Origin of the sequence: Streptomyces sp. NPDC007917 (assembly GCF_042959105.1) — a bacterium.
Classification (GTDB): Bacteria; Actinomycetota; Actinomycetes; order Streptomycetales; family Streptomycetaceae; genus Streptomyces.
On record NZ_JBIBKK010000005.1, the window covers coordinates 114,468 to 134,618 of the forward strand.

16 protein-coding genes are annotated in these 20,151 nt (G+C 70.6%); 10 read left to right on the plus strand and 6 right to left on the minus strand.

The annotated features are described in order from the left end of the window. Positions 1-14 precede the first annotated feature (14 nt). The 3 genes from ACFZDL_RS10910 to panB all read right to left on the minus strand — a co-directional run bounded on the left by ACFZDL_RS10910 (position 15) and on the right by panB (position 2,872). Positions 15-842 carry an ABC transporter permease gene (locus tag ACFZDL_RS10910; RefSeq protein ID WP_353594551.1) on the minus strand — a complete coding sequence of 276 codons (828 nt, stop codon included), beginning with the start codon at positions 840-842 and terminating at the stop codon, positions 15-17. Further along, entirely contained in the window at positions 839-1,852 is a 1,014-nt protein-coding gene (locus tag ACFZDL_RS10915; RefSeq protein WP_353594549.1) for an ATP-binding cassette domain-containing protein, read from the minus strand. The genes ACFZDL_RS10910 and ACFZDL_RS10915 overlap by 4 nt, the downstream gene beginning before the upstream one ends. 108 nt (positions 1,853-1,960) lie before the next feature. Beyond that, complete coding sequence (gene panB, locus ACFZDL_RS10920) at positions 1,961-2,872, minus strand: 3-methyl-2-oxobutanoate hydroxymethyltransferase (protein WP_353594548.1); 912 nt, start codon at positions 2,870-2,872, stop codon at positions 1,961-1,963. A gap of 215 nt (positions 2,873-3,087) precedes the next feature. Here panB and ACFZDL_RS10925 point away from each other — a divergent pair, with 215 nt between their 5' ends. The 5 genes from ACFZDL_RS10925 (at position 3,088) to ACFZDL_RS10945 (ending at position 9,237) form a co-directional block, all read left to right on the plus strand. Then, on the plus strand, positions 3,088-4,713 hold the full coding sequence (locus tag ACFZDL_RS10925; protein ID WP_353594546.1) for an MFS transporter: 1,626 nt from the start codon (positions 3,088-3,090) through the stop codon (positions 4,711-4,713). After that, entirely contained in the window at positions 4,710-5,360 is a 651-nt protein-coding gene (locus ACFZDL_RS10930; protein ID WP_391190912.1) for a TetR/AcrR family transcriptional regulator C-terminal ligand-binding domain-containing protein, read from the plus strand. The genes ACFZDL_RS10925 and ACFZDL_RS10930 overlap by 4 nt, the downstream gene beginning before the upstream one ends. 221 nt (positions 5,361-5,581) lie before the next feature. Then, positions 5,582-6,610, plus strand: coding sequence for an endonuclease/exonuclease/phosphatase family protein (locus tag ACFZDL_RS10935; RefSeq protein ID WP_353594545.1), 1,029 nt, complete (start codon positions 5,582-5,584; stop codon positions 6,608-6,610). 192 nt (positions 6,611-6,802) lie between these two features. After that, complete coding sequence (locus ACFZDL_RS10940) at positions 6,803-8,008, plus strand: MFS transporter (RefSeq protein ID WP_353594544.1); 1,206 nt, start codon at positions 6,803-6,805, stop codon at positions 8,006-8,008. Positions 8,009-8,490: 482 nt separating this feature from the next. Then, positions 8,491-9,237, plus strand: coding sequence for a methyltransferase domain-containing protein (locus ACFZDL_RS10945; protein WP_353594543.1), 747 nt, complete (start codon positions 8,491-8,493; stop codon positions 9,235-9,237). A 600-nt stretch (positions 9,238-9,837) separates the two neighbouring features. Here ACFZDL_RS10945 and ACFZDL_RS10950 read toward each other — a convergent pair. Next, entirely contained in the window at positions 9,838-10,479 is a 642-nt protein-coding gene (locus ACFZDL_RS10950) for a TetR/AcrR family transcriptional regulator (RefSeq protein ID WP_353594542.1), read from the minus strand. Positions 10,480-10,590: 111 nt separating this feature from the next. Between ACFZDL_RS10950 and ACFZDL_RS10955 the strand changes: the two genes are divergently transcribed. From ACFZDL_RS10955 to ACFZDL_RS10970, 4 genes are all read left to right on the plus strand, one after another. Further along, complete coding sequence (locus ACFZDL_RS10955; protein WP_353594540.1) at positions 10,591-11,637, plus strand: MBL fold metallo-hydrolase; 1,047 nt, start codon at positions 10,591-10,593, stop codon at positions 11,635-11,637. Between the two features lie 49 nt (positions 11,638-11,686). Beyond that, positions 11,687-12,520 carry an NAD(P)H-binding protein gene (locus tag ACFZDL_RS10960; protein ID WP_353594539.1) on the plus strand — a complete coding sequence of 278 codons (834 nt, stop codon included), beginning with the start codon at positions 11,687-11,689 and terminating at the stop codon, positions 12,518-12,520. A gap of 72 nt (positions 12,521-12,592) precedes the next feature. Next, complete coding sequence (locus ACFZDL_RS10965) at positions 12,593-13,813, plus strand: MFS transporter (RefSeq protein ID WP_353594538.1); 1,221 nt, start codon at positions 12,593-12,595, stop codon at positions 13,811-13,813. Positions 13,814-13,878: 65 nt separating this feature from the next. After that, a complete protein-coding gene (locus ACFZDL_RS10970; RefSeq protein ID WP_353594537.1) occupies positions 13,879-14,673 on the plus strand; it encodes an alpha/beta fold hydrolase in 795 nt (264 codons plus the stop codon). Positions 14,674-14,769: 96 nt separating this feature from the next. On the opposite strand, the gene ACFZDL_RS10975 is transcribed toward ACFZDL_RS10970, so the two are convergent. Both ACFZDL_RS10975 and ACFZDL_RS10980 read right to left on the minus strand, forming a co-directional pair. Beyond that, positions 14,770-16,536, minus strand: a complete 1,767-nt coding sequence (locus ACFZDL_RS10975) for an NAD+ synthase (protein WP_353594536.1) — start codon at positions 16,534-16,536, stop codon at positions 14,770-14,772. A 107-nt stretch (positions 16,537-16,643) separates the two neighbouring features. Beyond that, positions 16,644-18,299 carry a multicopper oxidase family protein gene (locus tag ACFZDL_RS10980; protein ID WP_353594535.1) on the minus strand — a complete coding sequence of 552 codons (1,656 nt, stop codon included), beginning with the start codon at positions 18,297-18,299 and terminating at the stop codon, positions 16,644-16,646. A gap of 474 nt (positions 18,300-18,773) precedes the next feature. Here ACFZDL_RS10980 and glnA point away from each other — a divergent pair, with 474 nt between their 5' ends. Further along, positions 18,774-20,135 (plus strand): type I glutamate--ammonia ligase, encoded by a 1,362-nt coding sequence (gene glnA, locus ACFZDL_RS10985; RefSeq protein ID WP_353594534.1) that lies wholly within the window; start codon positions 18,774-18,776, stop codon positions 20,133-20,135. Positions 20,136-20,151: the final 16 nt, after the last annotated feature.

Here is a 20,151-nt window from a genome sequence, read left to right on the forward strand (position 1 = left end):
GGGGCGCGCGCGGCTCAGGTCTTGTTGCGGAACTTCGCCACCGCCAGCGGCGCGGTGACCACCGTGATGGCCAGCGCCCAGATCACGACCATGGTCACCGGATGCGCGACCGCCCCATGACCGCTGGTCAGCGCCCGGGCGCCGTCCGCGAGTTGGGACAGCGGGTTGTACTTGGTGAAGGACTGCAGCCACCCCGGCATGGTCGACGTCGGGGCGAAGATGGACGAGCCGAACTGCAGCGGCATGATCACGAGGAACCCCAGTCCCTGCACGGCCTGAGGGGTCTTCAGCGACAGCCCGAGCAGCATGAATATCCAGGTCAGCGAGGAGCCGAAGAACAGGGCCAGCGCGACCGCGGCAAGCAGCTCGACCGGGCCGGTCTTGAGGTCGAACCCCATGATGAAGCCCATGATCAGCAGGATGACGGTGGACACCAGCATCCGGCCGGTCTCCACGATCAGCTTGGCGATCAGCACCGAGGAGCGGGCGATGGGCATCGTCCGGAAGCGGTCCATGACGCCCTTGTTGAAGTCGTCGTTGACGCCGGTGCCGACCGACATCGCGATGTTCAGACCGCCCATCGCCATCATCCCGGGGATGAAGTAGTTCACATAGGCGCCCCGGTCGCCCTGCGTCATCGCGCCGCCGAAGACGTACACGAACAGCAGCGAGAAGATGATCGGCATCAGCAGGGCGTCGAACATCGACTCCGGGTCCTGCTTGATCTGCAGCGCGTTGCGCCGCACCAGGGCGCCGATGTGGCGCAGATTGGCGCGCAGCCCGATCCGGCCCTCTCCGGGCAGCGCCTTCCCCGGCGCGGAACTCACCGTCGCGGCGCTCACGCGGCGACCTCCTCAAGTGCGTCGTGACTCTCGCCCGTCGAAGTCTTCTGACCGGTGATGGCCAGGAACACCTCGTCCAGGCTGGGCAGATGGGTGTCGATCCCGGAGATCGCGAAGCCGCGCTCGCCGAGCAGGCCGATCACGGCGGTCAGCTGCTCATCGCTGATGATGGGCACATTGACCAGGCCCTCTTCCACATCCGCCATCGCGCCGCCGACGCCGTCGAGCCCCGCCTGGGCGATGGCGCCGACCATGCGGTGCAGCTCTTCCGGATCGGACGGGCGGATCTGCAGGGTGCGGCCGCCGACCTTGGCCTTGAGCTCGTTGACCCGGCCCTCGGCGATGACCTTGCCCTGGTCGATGACCGTCAGGTCGTCCGCCAGCTGCTCGGCCTCCTCCATGTACTGCGTGGTCAGCAGGACCGTGGAGCCCTCGGAGACCATCCGCTTGACCTCGTCCCACACCTCGTTGCGGGTGCGCGGGTCCAGACCGGTCGTCGGCTCGTCCAGATAGAGCACGGAAGGCTGGCCGATCATGGACGCGGCCAGGTCCAGCCGGCGGCGCATACCGCCGGAATAGGTGCGCGCGGCGCGCCGGGCCGCGTCGGTGAGGGAGAACCGCTCCAGCATGGCGTCCGCCCGCGCGCGGGCGTCCTTGCGGGACAGATCGAGCAGCCGCCCGATCATGTACAGGTTCTCCCAGCCGGAGAGCTTCTCGTCGACCGAGGCGTACTGCCCGGTCAGCCCGATCCTGCGGCGCAGCTGCCGGGGCTGGCGCACCACGTCGTACCCGGCCACCACGGCGGTGCCGGCGTCCGGCACCAGCAGGGTGGACAGGCAGCGGACGAGGGTGGTCTTGCCCGCGCCGTTGGGCCCGAGCACACCGAGGACGGTGCCTTCCGGCACCGTCAGGTCCACTCCGTCGACGGCTTTCGTGTCGCCGAAGTGTTTGACCAGCCCCCGCACTTCGACGGCGTTGCCGCCGCTGGTCGTGTGTTCGTTTCGCGTCATGGCACCACGATGACAGCCGCCACCGACAAACCGCCGACATACGGGGGACAAGCGGCAGACAGCCCGCCGACGGGGGACGATCGGCGGGCTGTCGGCGTGCCGCGTTGGCTAGTGGAAGGAGTGCTCCGCGGCCGGGTAGGCACCGCCGACGACATCGTCCGCGAAGGCGCGCGCCGCGTCCCCGAGGGTCTGGCGCAGCTGCGCGTACTGCTTGACGAAGCGCGGTACGCGGCCGCCGGTCAGGCCCGCCATATCGGTCCACACCAGGACCTGCGCATCGCAGTGGGGCCCGGCGCCGATGCCCACGGTCGGGATGTGCAGGGAGCGGGTGACCTCGGCGGCCACCTCGGCCGGGACCGTCTCCAGCACGACCGCGAAGGCGCCCGCGTCCTGCACGGCCTTGGCGTCGCGCAGCAGCTGCTGCGCGGCCTCCTCGCCGCGCCCCTGCACCGGATATCCGCCGTAGGCGTTGACGGACTGCGGGGTGAGGCCGACGTGCGCCATGACCGGGATGCCGGACTGGACCAGCAGCTCGATCTGGTGGGCGGAGCGCTCGCCGCCCTCCAGCTTCACCGCGCCCACCCCGGCCTCCTTGACCAGGCGGGTGGCGCTGCGCAGCGCCTGCACGGGGCCTTCCTGGAACGAGCCGAAGGGCAGGTCGCCGACGATCAGGGCGCGTTTGGTGCCCCGTACGACGGCGGCGGACAGGATGGTGATCTCGTCCATGGTGACCGGCACGGTGGACTCGTAGCCGAGGTGGCAGTTGCCCATCGAGTCGCCGACCAGCATGACCGGGATGCCGGCCTCGTCGAAGACGGAGGCGGTCATCGCGTCGTACGCGGTGAGCATGGGCCACTTCTCGCCGCGCTCCTTGGCGGCGGCGATGTCACGGACGGTGATGCGCCGGGACCCCTTGCCTCCGTACAGCGCCTTTTTGCCTCCGTACAGCGCCTTTCCGGCCGCGGTGGGGCCGGTCCCGCTGCTGTCGGGCTGTTTCCCGGCAGGGCTGACGTGCGTCATCGCAATGGCTCCTGTTCGTCATCTCGAGGCGCCCTCACGGCGTCCCCGGACCACCCCCATGCTGGCACGCGGTGCCGCCGGGCGAAAGTGGGCCCCATCCGGGCCCGCTCTTGCCCCCGCTCGGCGTGCGCGCGACCGTAAAGGCGGGTAAAGGCTCGCAAAGACTTTCCAATACGAGACGGTCCCGTATCGGAACGCCGCCTAGCCTGGGGCCCATGGCATCCCCCTCCGAGGCCCGGGACACCCCCACCGCGAGCGGCGTCCCCGAGGCAATCCACCGCAGGCGGTGGGCGATCCTGGTCGTGCTGATGCTCAGCGTCCTGGTCGTCGTCCTCGACAACTCCATACTCAACGTGGCGATGAAGACCATCGCCTCGCCCGAGCCGACGGGGCTCGGCGCCGGCCAGAGCCAGCTGGAATGGGCGATCAACGCCTATACCCTCGTCTTCGCCGGGCTGCTGTTCACCGCCGGCCTCCTCGGCGACCGGCTGGGCCGCAAGAAGGTGCTGCTCAGCGGCATGGTGATCTTCGGTGTCGGGTCGGTGCTCGCCGCCTACTCCAGCTCGCCGGGTGAACTGATCGCCTTCAGGGCGCTGATGGGACTGGGCGCGGCGTTCGTGATGCCCGCCACCCTCGCCATCCTGGTGAACGTCTTCGAGCGCGATGAGCAGCCCAAGGCCATCGGCATCTGGACCGCGGCCGTCGGCCTCGGCATCGCGATCGGCCCGATCACCGGCGGCGTGCTGCTGGAGCACTTCTGGTGGGGTTCGGTCTTCTTCGTCAATGTGCCCGTCGTCGTCATCGCGCTGATCGCGATGGGGCTGCTGGTCCCCGACTCCAAGGACCCGGCGCCCGGCCGGCTCGACCCCGGCGGGGTGCTGCTGTCGGTGGCGGGTCTGGTGCTGCTGGTGTACGGCATCATCAAGGGCGGCCAGATCGCCGACTTCGCCGACCCGCAGGTGCTCGGCACGATCGGCGGCGGACTGGCCGTCCTGGCGCTGTTCGTGGTGTACGAGAAGCGCAGCGACCACCCGGCCATCGATGTCTCGTACTTCCGCAAGCCCGCCTTCTCGGCCGCCATCGCCGCGATCGCGCTGGTCTTCTTCGCCCTGATGGGCGTGACCTTCTTCATGGTCTTCTACATCCAGAGCGTGCGCGGCTACAGCGCCCTGGACTCCGGCCTGCTGATCCTGCCGCTCGCCGTCGCCCAACTGATCTTCGCGCCGCGCACCCGGCTGGTCGTCGAGCGGTTCGGGGTCCGGGCGGTGTGCGCGGGCGGCATGCTGCTGGTGGCCGGGACGATGGCGGGGTTCACGCTGCTGGGGGCGGACAGCCCGCTGGTGGTGATGGAAGTGCTCTTCTTCTTCCAGGGCGCGGGGATGGCGCACATCATGCCGCCCGTCACACTGACCGTCATGCAGACGCTGCCGCGTGAGAAGGCCGGCTCCGGCTCGGCGCTCAACAACACCTTCCGCCAGGTCGGCGGCGCGCTCGGGATCGCGGTGCTCGGCTCGGTGCTCTCCACCTCCTACCGCGACGGTATCGAGGGCACGCTGGCGGCCGTGCCCGGGCTGCCCGACTCCGCGCGCCACACGGCGGGGGAGTCCGTCGAGGCCACCCTCGGCCTCGCCGAGAAGCTGGGGCCCAAGGGCCAGGCGCTGGTCGGCCCGGCGCACGACGCCTTCATCCACGCCATGCACATCACCGCGCTCGGCTCGGCGGGCGTCGCCCTCGTCGGCGCGCTGGTCGTGCTGGCCTTCCTGCCCGGCAAGGGCGCAGCCGAAGGCGAGCCCGGCGCCGGCCGGCCGCGGGAGAACGCGGGGGCAGGAGCAGGGCGATGACCACGTCCGAGGGGGCGATGACCACGTCCGAGGGGGCGATGGCCGCGCCCGACTGCGCGGGGCCCCGGCTGCCGGGGCGGCCGCGCAGCGCCGCCGTCGACGCCGCGATCATCGAGGCCACGCTGCGGCTGATCGAGGAGGGTGTCACGATCGGCGAGCTGTCCATCGAGCGCATCGCGCGCGAGGCGGGGGTCGGCAAGGCCACCGTCTACCGCCGCTGGTCCGGCAAGGACGCGCTGATGGTCGACGTGATGCGCTCCCTGGAGGAGCCGAGCCAACCGCCGCCCGGGGTCTCGGTCCGCGACGACCTGGTCACCATCCTGGAGCGGATGCGGCGGCGCGGCCTGGCCAAGCGCAACTCCGCCCTGATGCGCACCGTCCTCACCCAGATCCACGCCAACCGGAAGCTGTGGCACGCCTATGAAGACCATGTGATAACGGCCCGGCGCGAGGTGATGTACGAGGTGCTGCGCCGCGGGGTGGCGAGCGGTGAGATCCGCGACGACCTCGATGTGGAGCTGATCGCCGATCTGTTCACCGGGCCGATGCTGTCCCGCACGATTCTTCACGAGCGGAAGGCGCTCCCCGAGGGACTGGCCGAGACCATCGTCGATACGGTGCTCGAGGGGGTGCGGCCCCGGGCCTGACGCCCGCCGTCCTACCGGTTGGTGAAGCCCGCCGCCTTACGGCTGGTTTGTGCCTGTTGTGTCACAACGGTCATCCCTCTCCCCGGAGCCGGAACCCGTACGCTCCCGGCGAACGTCCCCTTCCCTGGGGCACTCGCCCGGAGCGTCGGGTAAAGCACTGGTCATCGCCTAGGGTCTTGCCCAGGGCGCGGCAGTTGAAGGCAGCGAGGGACGGACGACGAATGGCGCAGGCGTACACGCAGGAGACGGCACAGCATGGGGGAGACGCTCCTGAGCCCACCGGCTCCCGGGCCCGGCGCCTGCTCGACCGGCTCCGCCGTGACCGCGGCATCTGGCGGCGGGGGCTGGTCCTCGCGGCGATCGCGGTGCTGCTCGCGCTGGTCATGATCTTCCACGCCGAGATCCCCAACCGCGTGGGCAACCTCGGCAGTCTGCTGGAGACCTTCCTGCCCTGGCTCGGCCTGCTGATTCCGGTCCTGCTGGTGCTCGCGCTGGTCCGCCGGTCGGCCAGCGCCGTGCTGTCACTGGTGCTGCCGGTCAGCGTATGGCTGAACCTCTTCGGCGGGCTGATGTTCGCCGACAAGTCCGGCGGCCACGGCGATCTGACCGTCGTCACCCACAACGTCAACGCGGACAACCCCGACCCGGCCGAGACCGCGAAGGACGTGGCCGCCTCGGGCGCGGACGTGGTGGCCCTGGAGGAGCTGAAGAGCGCCGCGGTGCCGACGTACGAGCGGGCGCTGGCGGGCACTTACCGCTACCACACGATCCAGGGCACGGTCGGGCTGTGGAGCAAGTACCCGCTCTCCGGCACCAAGCCCGTGGACATCAAGCTGGGTTGGACGCGGGCGATGCGCACCGTCGTCGCCACGCCGGACGGCCGGGTCGCCTTCTACGTCGCGCATCTTCCATCCGTCCGGGTGAAGTTCAACGCGGGCTTCACCGCCGGGCAGCGCGACGACAGCGCCGACGCGCTGGGCGAGGCCATCTCCCACGAACCGGTCGACAAGGTGATCCTGCTGGGCGACCTGAACGGCACCATGAACGACCGCTCGCTGGCCCCCGTCACCTCGCAGATGCGGTCCGCGCAGGGCGCGGCGGGCGACGGCTTCGGCTTCAGCTGGCCCGCGTCGTTCCCGATGGCGCGCATCGACCAGATCATGGTGCGCGGGGTGGCGCCGGTCTCGGCGTGGACCCTGCCGCGGACCGGGAGCGACCACCTGCCGGTGGCGGCGTCGGTCAAGCTCTGAGCGCGGCCGTGAGGCTGTTCTGAGCCCGGCTCCGAGGCTGTCCTGAGCGCAGCCCCGAGGGCGGCCGTCGGCAAGATCTAACAACATGTTCACCTGGGGGATTCTCCTGGGGAACAAAACGCGTGAGAGACTTTGTTCCGGTAGAGAACATACGCGTCACATCCCTTTTCTCCTTCGTTTGAAAGGTCTCTCATGCCCCTGGCCCTGCTCGCACTCGCTGTGAGCGCCTTCGGCATTGGTACTACCGAGTTCGTGATGATGGGCCTGCTGCCCAACGTCGCCGACGACCTGGGCACCTCCGTGCCGACCGCCGGGTACCTCGTCTCCGCCTACGCCATCGGTGTCGTGGTGGGCGCTCCGCTGCTGACCGCCCTCGGCTCCCGCATCCCGCGCAAGCGGATGCTCATCCTTCTCATGGCGCTCTTCACGGTGGGCAACCTCGCCTCCGCCCTGGCCCCCTCCTTCGGGCTGCTGGTGGCCGGACGGGTGCTCGCCGGACTGCCGCACGGCGCGTTCTTCGGCGTCGGCGCGGTGGTCGCGGCGCGGCTGGTGGCGGAGGAGCGGCAGGCCCGCGCGGTCGCCACGATGTTCCTCGGCCTCACCGTCGCCAACATCGTCGGCGTGCCCGTGGCCACGCTGCTCGGCCAGCACCTCGGCTGGCGCGCCACCTTCCTCGTGGTCGCCGCGATCGGCGTCGTCGCCATGGCCGCGCTCGCCCGGCTCATCCCCCAGATCTCCCTGGACCAGCAGTCCGGCCTCCGCCACGAACTGGGCGCGCTGCGCGACCGCCAGGTCGTGCTCGGACTGCTCACCGCGGTCTTCGGCTTCGCCGGCGTCTTCGCCGTCTACAGCTATCTCGCCTCGATGATGACCGAGGTCACCGGCCTGGCCGAGGCCTCCGTCACGGTGGTGCTCGCCCTCTTCGGCATCGGCATGACCCTGGGCGCGCTGCTCGCCGGGCCGCTCACCGACCGGGCCCTGCGGCCGACGCTCTACGGGTCGCTGGCGGCGCTCGCGGTGGTGCTGGTGGTGTTCGACTTCACGGTGCATGTGAAGTGGGCGGCCATGGCCACGGTCGTGGTGCTGGGCGCGGTCGGCTTCATGACCACGACCCCGCTGCAGATGCTGGTCATGAACAAGGCCCGGCACGCCCCGACCCTCGCCTCCGCCTCCAACCACTCCGCCTTCAACCTCGCCAACGCGGGCGGGGCCTGGCTCGGCGGCGTCGCGATCGCGGCCGGCTGGGGCTGGACCTCGCCGACCCTGGTCGGCGCGGCCCTCGCGGTCGCGGGCCTGGCCATCGCGGTCACGGCGGGTGTGCTCGACCGCGGTACGAGCGGGGCGTCCCGGGTGGTGGCGAGCAGCGAGTCGAGGCCGCGCCTCACCGAGGTGGCCTGACCCCTCGCCGCCGTACGTACCGCCTGTACGGACCGCACGCGACAACGCGCCCCCGCTCCCGGCAGACAGTCGGAGGCGGGGCGCGTTGTCTTGCACGATGTGGCGGTCGGTCAGCCGAACCCGCCGCTCAGGGTGTCATCGACGACGGCTGCGAGGAATGCGGACCAGGCGGCGTGAGAGACCGAGGTCGGCCGTCCCAGGGCCCCAGGACTCGTACGAGGCTGCCCCCGCGCCCCGCAAGCTCCCGCCGGAAATGTGATCGCGGCGTGGGTGCCTTGTCCGTTCGAGTTGGGCCAGGTGTGGGGGCCGCGCAGGCGGAAACCGATGGACACGGTTACTTGTGCGTCCTAGCCTCACCGAGGTTGGAAGATCCCCACGTCCGGATGAGGTGCATTTGATGACGGTCCAGGCAACGACGGCCAGCTTCAACAGGCCGTTCTCCGCGCACGTCATGACCTCATCGGACGTAAGGAACCCCAACAGTGGACCTTCCACGTAGCTTTACCATTCGCGAGAGCAGCCACCGCATCCACAACCCGTTCACCAGCGAGAAGCTGGCTGCTCTGGGGCAGGCGCTGGGCTTGGCCCCCGGGACGCGCGTGCTCGACCTCGCCAGTGGGACGGGCGAGATGCTGTGTACCTGGGCGCAGGCCCACGGCATCGTCGGGACCGGAGTGGACATCAGCACCGAGTTCACGGCCAGGGCCCGTGTCCGGGCAGCTGAGCTCGGCGTTGCCGATCAGGTGGTTTTCATTCACGGCGATGCGTCCGGCTATGTCGCGGACGAACCCGTCGGCCTCGCCACGTGCATCGGCGCCACCTGGATCGGTAACGGAGTGTCCGGCACGATCGATCTGCTGCGTCGCAGCCTCCGCCCTGGTGGCATGCTGCTGATCGGCGAGCCGTACTGGCGTCAGGAGCCCTCGGACCAGCACATCGTCGAGGCGTGCCATGTCAGCGCCAAAGACGACTTCCGACTGCTGCCTGAGCTGATCGAACAGTTCGGTGAACTGGGTTACGACGTCGTCGAAATGGTGCTTGCTGATCAGGACAGCTGGGATCGGTATCGGGCTGCGCAGTGGCTCAACGTCCGACGCTGGCTCGACCGAAATCCCGATGACGAGCTGGCTGCCGAGTTGAGGGCCGAGCTCTCCCAGCAACCAGCTCGCTATGCCAGGTACGAGCGTGAGTACCTCGGTTGGGGGGTCTTCGCTCTCATGGGCCGCTGACGGTCACGTCGGGGCTGGGGCCGGCGGCATGCCGCCGGCCCCGCTTGCCTGGGTGATCCATGACGCGGGCCGAACCAGCAGCACACGGTCCTCCAGCGGCAGGCTCCAGGGCCGCCCTTGCGGACCGGTCCACGCCTTCATGTCGCACACGCCGATCTGCTTGCCGGACTGGCACGGACCGCAGATCAGGCGGAGCCAGGCCGAAGTGCCCCTATCCTCCCCTGAGGTTCGGACCGGGACAGAGGGCGCCACGCACGCACGCCGCCACAGCAGCCTGCGACGGACTTGAAACCTCCCGCAACAGGGGAAGAGTCTTCCAGGCGAACAGTCGGAAGCGAGGGAGTCGAACGATGGAAACGCGAGACCCCGGCGCTCCCTTTCGGCGCCGGCACGGTCGACCGGCTTACTGCCGCCTACACGTCCCCGTAGCGACGCCGACCACTGCCTGGTGGCCGGGTCGTCGGCGACGAACCGCATGACATCCTCGCCGTCGGCATCGGCGATGAGCGTACCCGCTCGGCCCGGTCGCGCTGCGGGCCGCGACCTGGCTGACGGGGAGGCGACGGCCCGGTGGACGCTGCTCGCCGGTGCCGGGGCGCCCTACGCGGACCGGGTGACCGCCGAGCAGTCGGGGGAGGCAGTCGCCGGGGCGCGGGCGTCCGTACCGCCCGGGGCGATGAGCAGTTCGGCCATGGCGCGGGCCTGCCGGGCCGGCCAGTCCGCGCGGTGGGCCTGGACGGAGGCGTAGACGCCTTCCAGTGTGACGGTGAGCTGGTCGGCGAGCGCCGAGGGGTCGGCGATCGGGGAGACGGCCGCCAGGGCGTCGGTGAGCTCGCGGAAGCGGTCGCGGACCCAACGCTTGACGGCAACGGCGTTGCGGTGGGCCGGCAGTTCGCGGTCGGGGAACTCGGCGAGCGTCATCAGGAAGGGGCAGCCTCGGCACTGCTGGGGCTGCACCTGGCTGATGAGCGCGTCGAACAGCGCCAGGATCCGCTCGCGCGGATGGCGGCCGTCGGCCCGGGTCGCCTCGGTGAACCACTGCTGGTAGCCGTGCCCGTTGTGCTCGACGTAGGCGGCGACCAGGTCGTCCTTGGAGGCGAAGAGCCGGTAGAGCGTGGTGGGAGCGACGGCCGCCTCCCGGGCGACTCGGTCGATACCGACGGCACGGACGCCGTGCCAGTAAAACAGGTCGTGGGCGACCGTCAGCACATGCTCGCGCGTTTCCGCCGCCGAGCGTCGCATCGAAGTTCCCCCTTCGATTCCTTGCCTCTTCGTTGACCGCCGCTCTAGGGTATAGGCCACGCCGATGTTAGGGAACGTTCCACTACATCTGAGTTCGACAGGAGCGGCACCATGCCCCACGCCTCCGCACGGCCATCCCGCACACGAACGCGACGCCTGCTGTTAGGTTGGCTGGCCGCGCTGTGCGCGCTCATGATGGCCGCCACTGGCTGTTCCAGCGGCGACGAGGACCCCGAGAACCCCGCGGGCCGGAACCCGGGCAGCGCCAAGTCGCTTCGGGTGGAGCGGATCGCCTCGGACAATCCGGGCTCGGTGAACACCTACTGGTTCCCGGCGCCCGAAGGGCTGATCGTCGTGGACACCCAGCGCTCGCTCACCGATGCGCGCAGCGCGCTCAAGGCCCTCCGGGGCACCGCCGAACCCGTCGTCGCCGTTCTCATCACCCATCCCCACCCCGACCATGTCGGCGGAGTGGGAGTCCTCCATGACGCGTATCCGCGGGCCGGGATCTATGCCTCGGAAGCGGCCAGGGACTTCATGCGTGACGACCCGCTGGGCTTCTACGCGCTCACCCGAAAGCTCCCCGGCTCCGACTACGCCAAGAAGCTGACCCTGCCGAACCACCTGATCCGGTCCGGTGCTGCCCTCGACCCGGGTGGCGTCCGGCTGGAGACCGCCGAGTTCGGCCCCGGCGAATCGGTGACGACCACCGCCTACTACGAGCCCCGCTCCGGCGCGCTCTTCGCCGGCGACTTGGTCAACAACGAGGCCACGCCCGCGCTGATCGAGGGCAACACCTGCGGCTGGCTCACCGATCTCGACCGGCTCAAGGACGAGTTCCCCGACGCCCGCACCCTCTATCCCGGCCACGGGGCGCCTGGTGAGCCGGCCGAGTTGATCGATCGGCAGCGCGACTACCTGGTGCACATCCGCCACCTGGTTCGGCCCACCGTCGCCGCGGAGTCGCCCGGCGGCGAGAAGGTGACCCGCGAGGAGAAGAACTCGGCCATCGCCGAACTGAAGCGCTCGTATCCGGGCTTCCAGCCCGTTGCCACCCTCCCCGACCTGCATGCGGTCAACGTCGACGCCGTGGCCAGGGAGCTGCGCGGGGAGAACGGCGGCCGGCTGCCCGAAGCCTGCCGGGATCGTGCGAACTGAGTGGCTGTTCGGTGGCTTTTTCGTCCATCCGTCGACAGGGAGAAGTGAAATGATCTTGGTGACAGGTGCGACAGGCAATGTGGGATCGGAACTGGTCAGTGCGCTGGCCGAGGCCGGCGAGCAGGTGCGTGCGCTGACCCGGAATCCGTCGGCCGCCGCTCTTCTCCCGCCCGGGGTCGAGCCCGTGGCGGGTGACCTGAACCGGCCCCAGACCTTGGCCGACGCGCTGGCGGGGGTCAGCGGGATCTTCCTGCTGCCCGGGTATCAGGACATGCCGGGTCTGCTGGCGCAGGCCCGGCGGGCCGGAGTGAAGCGGGTGGTGCTGCTGTCCGGCGGCTCGGCCGGGCTCGCCGACCTCGACAACGCGGTGTCCCGCTATATGACCCTCTCCGAGCGTGCCGTGCGCGAGTCCGGGCTGTCCTGGACCTTCCTGCGGCCCCGGTCCTTCATGTCCAACGCTCTGCGCTGGCGACCGCAGCTCGCGGTCGGCGACGAGGTGCGCGTGCCGTTCCCCGGCGTGCGGACCGCCGCCATCGACCCGTACGACATCGCGGCCGTCGCGGTCCCGGCGCTGCTGACCGACGACCACGACGGCCGCGTCCACGAGCTGACCGGCCCGCAGTCCCTGCTGCCCGCCGACCAGGTCGCCGTGCTTGCCAAGGTGCTCGGGCGCGACCTGCACCCCCACGGCCTGACGGACGCCGAGGCACGGGAGGACATGAGCCGGACCATGCCCACCGAGTACGTCGACGCCTTCTTCAGCTTCTTCGTCGACGGCACCCTCGACGAGTCGCGCACGTACCCGACCGTCCGGGACATCACCGGGCGCGAGCCGCGCACCTTCGAGCAGTGGGCCCGCGCGCACGCCGGTGAATTCCACTGACCGCGGTCGGCATCACCGACCGGTTGCACCGGCTTGACTCTGACACCGATGTGAGACTTTAGCGTCGCAGGCATGAGTTCGACGTCTCCCCGCGTGAACCGGCTCGCGCTCGCCGCGCTTGCCGCATGCCTGTTCGTGGTGGTCACGGCCGAGTACGTGGTCGTGGGCCTGCTGCCGGAGCTGTCCGGTGATCTGCGGGTGTCCGTGCCCACCGCCGGACTGCTGGTGACCGGCTACGCGCTGGCGGCCACCGTCGGCGGTCCTGTGGTGACCGCGCTGACGCTGCGCGCGCCGCGAAAGGGGGCGTTGCTGGGGCTGCTCGCCGTGTTCACGGCGGGCAATCTGGTGGCCGCGAGTGCCGGCGGGTTCGGGCTGCTGATGGCCGCGCGGGTGCTCACCGCGCTGACCCACAGCACCTTCTTCGCGATCACGGTGGTGACCGCCGCGGCGATGGTCCCCGAGGAGCGGCGGGGCCGGGCGGTCGCCTTCGTGTCCACCGGGCTGAACCTCGCCACCGTCCTCGGCGCTCCGCTCGGCACCTGGATCGGGAACGCCCATGGCTGGCGGGCGGCGTTCTGGACCCTCGGCGCGGTCAGCGCGGTGGCGTTCGCGGCCGTCGCGCTGCTCGTCCCGGCCATCCGCCCGGACGCGGCGCCCCGGCTCCGCGACGGGCTCGCGGCGCTGCGCGGCCGCCGGGCCGTCGCACTCCTCGCGGTCACTCTGGTCGCGGAGACCGGATTCTTCGTCGTCTACACCTACATCGCGCCGATACTCGGCGGCGTCGCCGGATTCGGCGAGGGGTCCGTCACGGTCCTGCTGGTCGTCTTCGGCGGCGGGGCGCTCGTCGGCAACATCATCGGGGGCCGGTTGGCCGACCGCCGCCCCCAGAGCGCGCTGCGCGCCCTGACCGGGGCGCTGGCGGCGGCGCTGGCCGTCTTCGCCGTCACCAGCCACTGGGCCGTGACGGCCGCGGTGACGGTGTTCGGCCTCGGCCTGGTCGCCTTCGCGCTGGTGCCGGTGTTGCAGACCCAGGCGGTGGCCGCCGCGCCGGACGCCCCCACGCTCGCCGTCTCCGCGTACACCTCCGTCTTCAACCTCGCCATCGCGGCCGGGTCCTGGCTCGGCGGCCGAATCCTGGGGAGCGGCGGCCTCGGCCTGACCGCACTCGCCCCGGTCGGCGCGCTCGTCGTGCTGGCCGGGCTCGGTCTGGCGTCCGAGACGGTCCTCACGGGGCGCGGCGGCGTACGGCCGGGCCGGAACGGTGGCGCCGAGCCGGCGCGCCAGGCCCTGTGACCACCCGGACAGACTCTCGCGGCGCCGGGAACACCACATCGACAATCCATGGAAGGAACATCTTCATGACCACCGCATCACCCCTTGGACGCCTCGGCCGCATCGTGCGCGGCACGGGCCCCGGGCTGCTCCTCGCCCACGGCGGCACCGGCAGCATCGACGGGAACTACGGCCCGATCCTGGACGGGCTGGCCGAACGGTACAAGGTGGTCGGCCCCGACTACCCCGGCTCGGGCCGCACCCCGCGCGCCGAAGGCCCGCTGGACCTCGACCGGCTCGCCGACGACCTCGTCGCCACCGCCGTCGAGGAGGGGCTCGAGACGTTCGCGATCGCCGGATACTCCCTGGGCGGCCCCGTTGCCCTACGGGCCACCACCCGGCACCCGGAGCGGGTCACCGCGCTGGTGCTGACGGCCACCTTCGCCCACCCGAACGCGCGGATGCGGCTGCTGGTCGAGGACTGGCTGCGCCACCTCAGGTCGGATGACGCAGAGGCGACGGCCCGGTGGACGCTGCTCGCCGGTGCCGGGGCGCCCTATCTGGACCGGATGAGCCCGGAGCAGCTCGCGGACATGGTGGCCGGGACCCGGGGGTCCGTGCCGCCCGGGGCGATTCAGCAGGTCGAGCTCGTCGGGAGCGTGGACGTACGCGAGGACCTGGGCCGGGTCCGGGTGCCCACTCTGGTGATCTCCACCGCGCTGGACGCGATGGCGACGACGTACCACCACCGCCAGGTCGCGGACGGGATCCCCGGTGCGCAGTTCGCGGAGCTGAGCAGCGGCCACCTGCCGTTCCTGGAGGCCCCTGACGAGTGGCTGGCGCTGATCAGGAAGTTCCTGGACGCGCGCGTGGAAGGCTAGGCACTGCACTTTGCGGTGAGTATGGGACAACGACACGCCGTATTGCCGGCGTGTCGTTGTCCCATACTCACCACAAACCCAGGCGGGAACCGAGCCCTAAGACAGGGGACCGCGTTCGCGCCAGCGGTTGGTGATCGGCAGGCGGCGGTCCTTGCCGAAGCCCTTGGCGGAGATCTTGGTGCCCGGCGGGTACTGGCGGCGCTTGTACTCCGCGGTGTCGACCAGCCGCAGGATCCGCGTGACCAGTTCGTCGTCGTAGCCCGCCGCGACGATCTCCGCCCGGCCCTGGTCCCGGTCGACGTACAGCTCCAGGATCTGGTCGAGCACGTCGTAGTCGGGGAGGGAGTCGGTGTCGACCTGGCCCGGGCGCAGCTCGGCGCTCGGGGGCTTGGTGATCGAGTTCTCCGGGATGGGCGGGGTCTGGCCGCGCTCTTCCGCGGCCTGGTTGCGCCATTTCGCCAGGCGGAAGATGGACGTCTTGTAGACGTCCTTGATGGGGCCGTACGCGCCGACCGAGTCCCCGTACAGGGTCGAGTAGCCGCAGGCCAGCTCGGACTTGTTACCCGGGGCCAGCACGATGTGGCCCTCTTGGTTGGAGATGGCCATCAGCATCGTGCCGCGCAGCCGCGACTGCAGGTTCTCCTCGGCCAGGCCGGTGAGGCGCAGCGACTCCATGTAGGCGTCGAACATCGGGGCGATCGGGACCGTACGGAAGTTGAGCCCCGTGCGGCGGGCGAGCTCGGCGGCGTCGGCGATGGAGTGCTCGGAGGAGTAGCGGGACGGCATGGCGACGCCGTACACGTTCTGCGCGCCGACCGCGTCGCACGCGATGGCCGCGACGAGCGCGGAGTCGATGCCGCCGGACAGACCGATCAGCACGCTGCGGAAGCCGTTCTTGGCCACGTACGCGCGCAGGCCGACGACGAGCGCGGTGTAGATCTCCTCGTCGTCGCCGAGGCGTTCGGCCTGGCCGCCGGCCAGCTCGGGCTCGTACGCCGGGAGCGGGTCCGCGGAGAGCGTGAGGTGGTCGATGCGCAGCCCGTCGTCCACGACGCCCTGCGGGACGGTGCCGGGGTCGGCGGCGGGCAGGTCGAGGTCGAGCAGCACACAGCCCTCGGCGAACTGCGGGGCGCGGGCGATCACCTCGCCGTCGCGGTCGACGACGATCGAGTCGCCGTCGAAGACCAGCTCGTCCTGGCCGCCGATCATGGCGAGGTAGGCGGTGGTGCAGCCCGCCTCCTGGGCGCGCTTGCGCACCAGCTCCAGGCGGGTGTCGTCCTTGTCCCGCTCGTACGGCGAGGCGTTGATCGACAGCAGCAGCCCGGCCCCGGCGGAGCGGGCGGCGGGCACCCGGCCGCCGTCCTGCCACAGGTCCTCGCAGATGGCGAGGGCGACATCGACGCCGTGGACACGGATCATGGGCAGCGTCTCGCCCGGGACGAAGTAGCGGAACTCGTCGAAGACGCCGTAGTTCGGCAGGTGGTGCTTGGCGAAGGTGAGCACCACATCGCCGCGGTGCAGCACGGCGGCGGCGTTCTGCGGGGCCCCGGCCGGCTGGCCGAACCGCGGCTGGGCGCGATCGCTGCGGTCGAGATAGCCGACGACGACGGGCAGCTCGCCGAAGCCCTCGGCCTCCAGGCGGGCGGCGAGCGCGCGCAGCGCGGCGCGGGACGCCTCGACGAAGGAGGAGCGCAGCGCCAGGTCCTCGACGGGGTAGCCGGTCAGCACCATCTCGGGGAACGCCACCAGGTGGGCGCCCTGCTCGGCGGAGTGCCGGGTCCAGTGGACTATCGACTCGGCGTTGCCGTCGAGGTCGCCGACGGTCGAGTCGATCTGGTTCAGAGCGAGGCGAAGTTGAGGCACGGCGACCAGTGTAATCGTCTCTTTGACGCGATGGCCCTGAGTGTCTTCTTCGTCACGTCGGCCCGGTCCTCGCCGTCGCATCCGGCGGAGACCGGGCCACCGTACGGCTACTTCTGGTAACCGATGATCGTCATCAGCCCGGACTCCGAGTGGTAGACGTTGTGGCAGTGGACCATCCACAGCCCCGGGTTCTCCGCGTCGAAGTCGACGTTCACCTTGTGGTGCGGCAGCAGGATCGTCGTGTCCTTGCGCGGGCCGCCGTCCGGCAGCTGGAAGGTGTGGCCGTGCAGATGCATGGGGTGCCACATGTCGGTGCCGTTGATGAAGGACAGCCGGACCCGCTCGCCCGCGCGCACCGGATAGCGCTGCGACGGGTCGTACGGCTTGCCGTTGATCGCCCAGTTGTACTTCTTCATGGACCCGGTGATCCGCATCCGGATCGTCCGGTCGGGGTCGCGGGGCTTCAGCCGTACGTCCTCCGCGGCCCGCAGCCTGTCCGCGGTGATCAGCCTGCCGTCCAGCTCCCTGGGGCGTACGGACGGCCGTGGCGCGCTCGCGCCCTCGCTGGTGCGCAGCAGGGCCATCGCGGAGTGCCCCTTGCCCTCGGCGATCGCGACGAGCGGGAAGACCCCGTCCTGGGCGGTGACCATCACGTCGTAGCGCTCGGCCATGCCCAGCAGCAGCGCGTCGGTGGTGGTGTGCTCGACCGGGAAGCCGTCGGTGTGGGTGATCGTCATGGTGTGGCCGCCGAGCGCGACACGGAAGGCGGTGTCGCCGCCGGCGTTGATGATCCGGATGCGGACGCGGTCGCCGGGATTGGCGCGGAAGGTCCGGGGGTCGTCCGGGGTGCGGCCGTTGATCAGATAGTACGGATACGCCACATCGCCCGGGTCGCCCTCGAGCAGCCGGCTCCTGGCGCCCTTCAGCAGCCGGGACGGGCCGGTGCGGGGGGCGCGGGAGCCGTCGTTGTCCCCGGAGCCGTCCCCGCCGTCCCCCTCGTCGCCCGAGTCGTCCCCGTTGCCCTCGCCGGAGCCTTCGCCGGAGCCCATGTCGTCCATGCCCGCCATGCCGCCGCCGAGCTCTTCCAGCACCGCGTCCGGGGTGCTGCCGTCCACTCCGTCGACCCAGTCGTCGAGGATGACGATCCACTCCTCGTCGTACTCCAGCGGCTCCCTGGGGTCGTCGACGATCAGCGGCGCGTACAGCCCCCGGTCCAGCTGGACGCCGGAGTGCGGATGGAGCCAGTACGTGCCCGGGTCCGGGACCGTGAAGCGGTAGTCGAAGGAGGCCCCGGCCTTGATCGGCGGCTGGGTCACCCCGGGGACGCCGTCCATGTCGTTGCGCAGGGAGATGCCGTGCCAGTGCACGGTGGTGGAGTGCGGCAGGTGGTTGTCGACCCGGACCGCGAGGGTGTCGCCCGCGGTGACCCGGATCGGCCGGCCGGGCAGCTCGTCCCCGTACGCCCAGGTCCTGACCGTACGGGCGCCGAGGTCGAGCGAGGTGGTGGTGGCGGTCAGCCGGAACTCCCGTACGGGCCCCTGCCCCCGCTCCCGATCGGCGGCGGCGACCTCCTCGCCGTGGGGGGAGACATACCCCCCGTCCAGCGGCTCGGCGTCCGGGGCGCCGGCGTTGCCAAGGCCGCGCCGCCGGCCGGGTGGGTCGTCGGACGCGGAGGACGAGGGGGAGCAGGAGGTGAGCGGTCCGCCGCCGCCCGCGAGGGCGATTCCCGCGCCGAGCACGGCGCGGCGAGTGAATGCGTGCATGAGTGGGCACCCCAATGGCCGATGTGTGTGAGCTGCGTGGAGGGGTGGCGCGTACGCCTCGCCCGCGCGGGGTGCGGGCTGGGCGGACGCGCTGTTATATGCGCAGCAGCGGCGCGGCACAGGGCCCTGAAGGCAGTGGCCGACCGCACCAGGCGGTCGTCGCCCTCCGCTGGCGCTGTTCGAGCATTGCCCTCCTCCGGTCGCTCCGGTCGGCCGCGGCCCCTACGATCGGTGTCGGCTCGTGCCGACGTCGGCCACACCTTACCCCCAAGGGGTATGGAAACCCTGGTGGCGGGCCCGTGTGCGAAGCGCTCGGGGCCGTCCGGGGCCACATGAAAGTACGATGCACACATCGTGGCGGGGACATCGGGCGAGAGGTCTGAAACCTCTCCGAAACCCCGTCAGGTGATACTGGGGTCCACAGGCGCCCCACGCGTACCCCAAGTGCCGTCTGACCTGCAAGGATAGGGGACCATGGATAAGCAGCAGGAGTTCGTGCTCCGCACCCTCGAAGAGCGCGACATCCGGTTCGTGCGGCTGTGGTTCACCGACGTGCTCGGCTTCCTCAAGTCCGTCGCCGTCGCGCCCGCCGAGCTCGAAGGCGCCTTCGACGAGGGCATCGGCTTCGACGGCTCCGCGATCGAGGGCTTCGCCCGGGTCTACGAGTCCGACATGATCGCCAAGCCGGACCCGAGCACCTTCCAGATACTGCCCTGGCGCGCCGAGGCCCCCGGCACCGCCCGGATGTTCTGCGACATTCTGATGCCGGACGGCTCCCCGTCGTTCGCCGACCCCCGCTTCGTGCTCAAGCGGATCCTGGCCAGGACCTCCGACCTCGGGTTCACCTTCTACACCCACCCCGAGATCGAGTTCTTCCTGCTCAAGGGGAAGCCCGTGGACGGCAGCCGCCCGGAGCCCGCCGACACCTCCGGCTACTTCGACCACACCCCGCAGAACATCGGCATGGACTTCCGCCGCCAGGCCATCACCATGCTCGAGTCGATGGGCATCTCGGTCGAGTTCTCCCACCACGAGGGCGCGCCCGGCCAGCAGGAGATCGACCTGCGCTACGCCGACGCGCTGTCCACCGCCGACAACATCATGACCTTCCGGCTGGTCATGAAGCAGGTGGCGCTGGAGCAGGGCGTACAGGCCACGTTCATGCCCAAGCCGTTCTCCGAGCACCCCGGCTCCGGTATGCACACCCACCTCTCCCTCTTCGAGGGCGACCGGAACGCGTTCTACGAGTCCGGCGCCGAGTTCCAGCTCTCCAAGGTCGGCCGGTCCTTCATCGCGGGCCTGCTGCGCCACGCGGGAGAGATCTCCGCCGTCACCAACCAGTGGGTCAACTCCTACAAGCGCATCTGGGGCGGCTCACAGCGCACCGCGGGCGCCGGCGGCGAGGCCCCCTCGTACATCTGCTGGGGCCACAACAACCGCTCCGCGCTGGTCCGCGTGCCCCTCTACAAGCCCGGCAAGACCGGCTCCACCCGCGTCGAGGTCCGCTCCCTCGACTCCGGCGCCAACCCCTACCTCGCCTACGCCGTACTGCTCGCCGCGGGCCTCAAGGGCATCGAGGAGGGCTACGAGCTCCCGGCCGGGGCCGACGACGACGTGTGGGCGCTGTCCGAGGCCGAGCGTCGCTCCCTGGGCATCGAACCGCTGCCGCAGAACCTGGGCGAGGCCATCTACCTGATGGAGCGCAGCGAGCTGGTCGCCGAGACGCTCGGCGAGCACGTCTTCGACTTCTTCCTCCGCAACAAGAAGCAGGAGTGGGAGGAGTACCGCTCCGAGGTCACCCCGTTCGAGCTGCGCAAGAACCTGCCGGTGCTGTAGGCGCGGGCTCCTGGCC

Coding starts and splice junctions, on each gene's coding strand:
- panB (WP_353594548.1), bottom strand. CDS start 2,872: ATGACGCACGTCAGCCCTGCCGGGAAACAGCCCGACAGCAGCGGGACC.
- ACFZDL_RS10960 (WP_353594539.1), top strand. CDS start 11,687: ATGATCTTGGTGACAGGTGCGACAGGCAATGTGGGATCGGAACTGGTC.
- ACFZDL_RS10935 (WP_353594545.1), top strand. CDS start 5,582: ATGGCGCAGGCGTACACGCAGGAGACGGCACAGCATGGGGGAGACGCT.
- glnA (WP_353594534.1), top strand. CDS start 18,774: ATGGATAAGCAGCAGGAGTTCGTGCTCCGCACCCTCGAAGAGCGCGAC.
- ACFZDL_RS10915 (WP_353594549.1), bottom strand. CDS start 1,852: ATGACGCGAAACGAACACACGACCAGCGGCGGCAACGCCGTCGAAGTG.
- ACFZDL_RS10930 (WP_391190912.1), top strand. CDS start 4,710: ATGACCACGTCCGAGGGGGCGATGACCACGTCCGAGGGGGCGATGGCC.
- ACFZDL_RS10940 (WP_353594544.1), top strand. CDS start 6,803: ATGCCCCTGGCCCTGCTCGCACTCGCTGTGAGCGCCTTCGGCATTGGT.
- ACFZDL_RS10950 (WP_353594542.1), bottom strand. CDS start 10,479: ATGCGACGCTCGGCGGCGGAAACGCGCGAGCATGTGCTGACGGTCGCC.
- ACFZDL_RS10970 (WP_353594537.1), top strand. CDS start 13,879: ATGACCACCGCATCACCCCTTGGACGCCTCGGCCGCATCGTGCGCGGC.
- ACFZDL_RS10925 (WP_353594546.1), top strand. CDS start 3,088: ATGGCATCCCCCTCCGAGGCCCGGGACACCCCCACCGCGAGCGGCGTC.
- ACFZDL_RS10980 (WP_353594535.1), bottom strand. CDS start 18,299: ATGCACGCATTCACTCGCCGCGCCGTGCTCGGCGCGGGAATCGCCCTC.
- ACFZDL_RS10955 (WP_353594540.1), top strand. CDS start 10,591: ATGCCCCACGCCTCCGCACGGCCATCCCGCACACGAACGCGACGCCTG.
- ACFZDL_RS10965 (WP_353594538.1), top strand. CDS start 12,593: ATGAGTTCGACGTCTCCCCGCGTGAACCGGCTCGCGCTCGCCGCGCTT.